A 5082-nucleotide genomic window follows, 5' to 3' on the forward strand; every position below is an offset into this window, starting at 1 on the left:
CCCGGGCGCCTCGCCGGCTACATCGACCCGGTGCCCCCGACCGGCGCCAAAGGCAACGATGCTTTCAATCGGGCGGCCAGCGGCAACTGCCTGATGTGGCCGGACCGGATGCCCGAAGCCGCCAACATCGTCGACTGCAAAGACGAGCACCGCTTCGAGGTCGCCGAATCCATCGACATGCGGACCTTCCCCGGTTCGGAATACGGCCCGACCGCCCCGCCGCCGACGGCCGCCCGGATCGAACAGATCAGCCAGGAGCAGTGCGAGTCGGCGGTTCGCCGCTACCTGGGCGCCAAGTTCGACCCCAACAGCAAGTTCGTCATCAGCATGCTGTGGTCCGGCGACAAGGCGTGGCGACAATTCGGCGAGCGCCGCATGCTGTGCGGGCTGCAGCTGCCGGGTGCCGGCAACGAGCAGATCGGCTTCAAGGGCAAGGTTGCCGACGTCGAACAGTCCAAGGTCTGGCCGGACGGCACCTGCCTGGGCATCGAGCCGGCGACCAACCAGCCCACCGACATCCCGGTCGATTGTGCGGCGCCGCACGCAATGGAAGTCACCGGCACGGTCAACCTGCTCGCCAGGTTCCCTGAGGGGTTGCCCCCCGAGCCCGAGCAGGACGGCTTCATCAAAGAGTCCTGCACCAAGCTGACCGACGCCTACCTCGCGCCGGTGCAGTTGCGCAGCACCACGCTGACGCTGATCTACAGCACGTTGGCGATGCCCAGCTGGTCAGCCGGTAGCCGCCAGGTGGCGTGCAGCATCGGCGCGACGCTGGGTAACGGCGCCTGGGCGACGCTGCTCAACAGCGCCAAGGGCCCGCTGAAGATCAACGGCCAGCCCCCTGTGCCGCCACCGGACATTCCGCAGGAGCGGCTGAACCTGCCGCCGATCCCGACCGGCCCGACCCCGGGCGGAGGCGGCGCCTCGTCGACCGGATCCAACGGATCGTCCAGCTCGTCCAGCTCAAGCGGCTCATCCGGATCAAGCGGCTCGAGCGGCTCGCCCAGTCAGCGGCAGGGCGACCAACACCTTCCCGGGCAGGCACCCCCACCCGCACCAGCTCCGCAGGCGCCGGCTCCAGCTCCCGAAGCGCCACCACCGGCTCCCGAGGCGCCGCCGGGGCTGCTGCCGCCGCCTCCCGGGCCGGAACCCCCGCCGCCGGGGCAGTAACGGCATGGCCGTGCGGATGGATCCGCGACGGTTCGACGAGCTGGTTTCCGATGCGCTTGATTTGATCCCGCCAAAGCTGGCCGCGGTGATGGACAACGTGGTGGTGCTGGTCGCCGATCGTCACCCCGAGGAAGACGATCTGCTCGGGCTATACGAAGGTGTGGCCCTGACCGAACGCGATTCCCACTACGCAGGGTCGCTACCGGACACCATCACCATCTACCGCGACGCACTGCTGGACATCTGCGATCACGACGAGCAGGTCGTCGAAGAAGTGAAGATCACCGTGATGCACGAGATCGCCCACCACTTCGGTATCGACGACGATCGGTTGCACGAACTGGGCTGGGCCTAGCCCGGTGACGGTGCGGCGCGGCAACGCAAAGTTGTCCGCCTCTGGTGCTATGAACGGCGCATGGAATGTCGGGAATGCCAAGCCGGCCTGGAACACTGCCACGGCACGGTCATTCGCCACTGGCTGCACCGTTCGGAGTGCACAGACGAGGACTGCGCCGGCCCGGAGCTGCTGCCGCACACGTTCGTCGTGGACTGTGACGCCGTCGGCTGCGACTGCACGCACATCGACGCGCTGTCAGCCCATCGGATCGGAGCCTGACTCCACCGCATCGGCCACCGGCGTCGCGTCCGGCACCGGGTCGAACGGCGGCAACAGGGTGCCCCACTGCTCGCAATTCCACCGGCCGTCGGCGGCCGCGGTCAGGACCACCGCCTCGGTGTTGGCCAGATGATGATCGACCACGAAACTGCTTGGGACAGCGGCCAGTACGGCGGCCGTCAGCCGGATCGCCGCCCCGTGGCTGACCACGACGATGTCGCTGGTCCAGTCGTCCTCGTCGAGGTAGCGGATCCGTAGCTCGGTCAGCACCGGCAGATAGCGGTCCAGTACCTGGCCGGCGTTCTCCCCGCCGGGCATCGACACGTCCCGGTCGCCCTCGAGCCAGCGTTGGTAGACGGCGTTGAACTCTTCGACGGCGTCGTCGTGGTTGCGATTCTCCAGGTCGCCGACCTGGACCTCGTGGATACCCGTCACCTCGCGGGCCGGCACATCGACCACGGCGCTGATCTCCGCTGCGGTCTGCAGGGCGCGGGTGGCCACCGAATGCAGCAGCAGCCCGGGCCGCGAAGTCGCTGCATCGGCGAAAGCCCGGGCCTGCTCACGGCCCAACGGCGTCAGCTCGGCCCCCGGGGGTCGGGTGTCCAACCTCTTGTCGACGTTGCCGTAGGACTGCCCATGCCGCACCAATATCAGCCGGCCGCTCACCTCGCCGACCCGTCGTGCTCCGCGCCGCCGCGCAGCCCTGCCAGCCAGCGGGCCGCGTCGTCCGCCTGCGGTGGCGGCGCGCCGGCAACATCGCCCGTCGGCCAGGAACCCAGGTAGCGCACGTCGGTGCAACGCTGATGCAGCGCCTTGAGTGCCTCGGCGACCGCATCGTCGTCGATGTGGCCGACACAGTCCAAGAAGAACACGTAGGTCCCCAATTCGGTTCGGGTGGGCCGAGATTCGATGCGGGTCAGGTCGATGCCGCGCATCCCGAATTCGGCGAGCGTGGACACCAGCGCGCCGGGTGCGTTGTCGATCCGCAGCACCACCGAGGTCCGGTCGGCACCGGTGCGAGCCGGCGGCGGACCGGGCCGGCCGGCCAGCACGAAGCGGGTGCGCGCGTTGGCTTCGTCGACCACGCCGTCGGCCAGCGTCGACAAACCGCGATGCGCAACGGCCAGCGGCGAACTCACCGCGGCGTCGACCAGTCCATCGGCAACCTGTTGGGCCGCATCGGCGTTGGAGATCGCCGGGCGCAGTTCGGCGGCGGGCAGGTGCGCGGCCAACCACTGGCGCACCTGAGCCGCGGCCACCGGGAAGGCGGCCAGCGTGCGCACATCTTCGGCTGCCCGGCCGGGCTTGACGGCGATGCTGAATGCGACGTCCAGCGTCAACTCCGCGAACACCTGCAGCGGCGTCCCGATCGCCAAGCTGTCCAGCGTCGGCATGATCGAGCCGTCGATCGAGTTCTCGATCGGCACACAGGCGAACTCGGCGGCACCTTCGCGGACCGCGTCCAGCGCTGCGGTGGTGCTGTCGACCGGCAGCAGGTGCCAGTCACCCGCGCCACGCTGCGGAACCTTGCCGGCATCGGTCATCTGGTGCAGCGCCGCTTCGGTGAACGTCCCCGCGGGACCGAGATACGCGATGCTGGCCACGACCAAAACCCTATCGGGTGTACGTCTTGCGCCCCTCGATCATTCCTAGTTAAGTTAGGCTTACCTCACTTGTTAGGACGGTCGACGATGACGCTCGCTACTTGCCCGGCACCGACGACGGCCGAGCGGATCCGCAGCACCTGCGTTCGGGCAGGTGGTGCGCTGCTCGCAGTCGAAAGCGCCGAGCCGCAGACCACGCCGCTGCACCATTTGCTCGCCGACGGTTCGTTTGCCGTCGGCGTGCCGATCGGCGGCCCGGTGGGCGAGCAGGTCATCGACTGCGGCGCCGCGGGTGCCCCGGCGGTGCTGGAGTTGGCCGATTACGCGCCGTTGCCGCTGCGTGAGCCGGTCCGCTCGCTGGTGTGGATCAGGGGCCGGCTGCACCGGGTTTCGCCGCCGGCGGTGTCCGGGATGCTCGACCTGATCGCCACCGAGCACCCGCACCCTGCGCTGCTACAGGTGCAAACGCCGGGGTCCGGGCCCGTCGTCGATGGGGACACCCGGTACCTGCTGGCGCGGCTGGAAATCGCATCGGTGGTGGTGACCGATGCGACCGGCGCCGAGGCCGTCGACGCCGCGGCGCTGCTGGCCGCGCGGCCCGACCCGTTCTGCGCCTTCGAATCGTGCTGGATCAAGCACCTGGACACCGCTCACCGAGACGTAGTGGCGCGGCTCGCCGCGCGGCTGCCGGCGCGGTTGCGTCGCGGCGACGTCCGTCCGCTCGGCATCGACCGCTACGGCATGCGGCTACGGGTGGAAGGTGCCGACGGTGACCGCGATGTGCGGCTGCCGTTCCGCAAACCGGTCGACGACGTTGTCGCGCTGGGCCAGGCCATCCGGGTGCTGATGGGCTGCCCCTTCGTCAACGGCCTGCGAGCACGCCAGGACTGAACAGCCGCAGACCGGCGGTTACCGTGTCGGAGTGAATTCGCCGCGCACTGACGCCGACGGTCGGCCGTTGCGCATCGAGCTCGCGATCGTGCTCAGTGTGACGTTCGGCCTCAGCGCCGTCACCGCGATCCTGCAGCTTGTCGACTCGGTGCTGCGCGGGCTGAGCGCTCAGCGAATTCCGCTCAACCCGAAGCGGTCCTACTTCGACCTGATCGACCTCGGCCTGAATGCTGCCGTCGTCGTACAACTGGTCGCCTGGGGTGGTCTTGGCCTGTATCTGCTGTGGCGCACCGGTTTACGCCCTTCCGGTGTCGGGCTGGCTCGCTTGCAGTGGCGCACCGACCTGCTCGGCGGCGTCGGTCTGGCCGCCCTGATCGGTCTGCCCGGCCTGGCGCTCTACCTGGCGGCGCGGGCGTTGCACCTCAACGCGTCGGTGATCCCGTCCGGCCTGGGCGACAGCTGGTGGCGGATCCCGATGTTGGTGCTCACCGCCTTCGCCGACGGCTGGGCCGAAGAGATCATCGTCGTCGGGTATCTGCTCACTCGATTAGGCCAGCTGGGCATCGGACCACGCGCGGCGCTGGTGTGGTCGAGCCTGCTGCGCGGCGCATACCACCTCTACCAAGGGTTCGGCGCCGGGCTCGGCAATCTCGTGATGGGCCTGGTGTTCGGGTATGCCTGGCAGCGCACCGGACGGCTGTGGCCGCTAGTGATCGCGCATGGGCTGATCGACACCGTGGCGTTCGTCGGCTACGCCCTGCTGGCCGGCCATCTGCGGTGGCTGCATTGACCCAAGACGAC

The 5082-nt window shown here is 69.0% G+C and carries 7 protein-coding genes; 5 read left to right on the plus strand and 2 right to left on the minus strand.

The annotated features are described in order from the left end of the window. The 3 genes from WAO18_RS19010 to WAO18_RS19020 form a co-directional block, all read left to right on the plus strand. Positions 1 to 1170: septum formation family protein (locus tag WAO18_RS19010; protein ID WP_422207783.1), on the plus strand; the 1170-nt coding region annotated here is incomplete at its 5' end. Between the two features lie 4 nt (positions 1171 to 1174). Next, on the plus strand, positions 1175 to 1525 hold the full coding sequence (locus WAO18_RS19015) for a metallopeptidase family protein (RefSeq protein WP_422207784.1): 351 nt from the start codon (positions 1175 to 1177) through the stop codon (positions 1523 to 1525). A 60-nt stretch (positions 1526 to 1585) separates the two neighbouring features. Next, the gene (locus tag WAO18_RS19020) at positions 1586 to 1786 is read left to right on the plus strand and encodes a hypothetical protein (RefSeq protein WP_422207789.1); all 201 of its coding nucleotides are present in this window, start codon (positions 1586 to 1588) and stop codon (positions 1784 to 1786) included. Here WAO18_RS19020 and WAO18_RS19025 read toward each other — a convergent pair. Further along, positions 1763 to 2452 carry a histidine phosphatase family protein gene (locus WAO18_RS19025; RefSeq protein WP_422207785.1) on the minus strand — a complete coding sequence of 230 codons (690 nt, stop codon included), beginning with the start codon at positions 2450 to 2452 and terminating at the stop codon, positions 1763 to 1765. The two genes, WAO18_RS19020 and WAO18_RS19025, sit on opposite strands and share 24 nt — an antisense overlap. Further along, complete coding sequence (gene pheA / locus WAO18_RS19030; protein ID WP_422207786.1) at positions 2449 to 3390, minus strand: prephenate dehydratase; 942 nt, start codon at positions 3388 to 3390, stop codon at positions 2449 to 2451. The genes WAO18_RS19025 and pheA overlap by 4 nt, the downstream gene beginning before the upstream one ends. Before the next feature lie 87 nt (positions 3391 to 3477). On the opposite strand from pheA, the gene WAO18_RS19035 reads away from it, so the two are divergent. After that, the gene (locus WAO18_RS19035) at positions 3478 to 4281 is read left to right on the plus strand and encodes a DUF2470 domain-containing protein (protein WP_422207787.1); all 804 of its coding nucleotides are present in this window, start codon (positions 3478 to 3480) and stop codon (positions 4279 to 4281) included. A 31-nt stretch (positions 4282 to 4312) separates the two neighbouring features. Next, positions 4313 to 5071, plus strand: a complete 759-nt coding sequence (locus WAO18_RS19040; protein ID WP_422207788.1) for a CPBP family intramembrane glutamic endopeptidase — start codon at positions 4313 to 4315, stop codon at positions 5069 to 5071. Positions 5072 to 5082: the final 11 nt, after the last annotated feature.

Origin of the sequence: Mycobacterium sp. (assembly GCF_049278535.1) — a bacterium.
Lineage (GTDB): Bacteria > Actinomycetota > Actinomycetes > Mycobacteriales > Mycobacteriaceae > Mycobacterium.